This is a genomic window from Halomonas sp. V046 (assembly GCF_052645355.1).
On sequence record NZ_JBQXYF010000050.1, the window covers coordinates 1 to 558 of the forward strand.

1 protein-coding gene is annotated in these 558 nt (G+C 70.3%); it reads right to left on the reverse strand.

What is annotated here, in order from left to right; all coding sequences use genetic code 11:
- Positions 1-558: VCBS domain-containing protein (locus tag ACUN9Y_RS22165; protein ID WP_445462908.1), on the reverse strand; the 558-nt coding region annotated here is incomplete at both ends.

The window sequence follows — 558 nt, forward strand, 5'->3', positions numbered from 1 at the left end:
CGCTGGCCGCGTCGAAGCCGGTGATCGTCAGCGTGCCGTAGCTGCCGGACAGCGTGACCGGCGCCGTGGCGCTGGCCGTCGTCACGTCCTTGCCCGCCACCGTGACCGCGGCAATCCCGGCCTCGGCACCCACCGTCATGCTCGCGCTGACGCTCTCGCCGCTGGCTTCCACCAGGCGGTGGTGGCCGGCCTCGGCGCCGCTGCCACTGCCATTACCATCGGGAATCGTCACCGTCGGCGCGCCGTCGTCACTGCCGGTGATGGTCACCGTCAGCGTCGCCGTGTCGGTGCTGCCATCGCTGTCGGTCAGGGTGTAGCGGAAGGTTTCGGTCAGCGTCTCGCCGGTGTCCAGCGACTGCACCGCTTGAGCGGTCGAATCGACCCGATAGCTCCAGCTGCCATCGCCGTTGTCGGTGAAGCTGCCGTAATGGGCCGTGGGGCTATCGAAGGCGACGAAGGACTTGCCGTCGGCGCCGCCGACATCGTTGCCGAGCACCTCGCCGGTGATCGCGGCGCTGGCGTCTTCGCCCACGCTGGCCGCATCGTCCACCGCCGCGG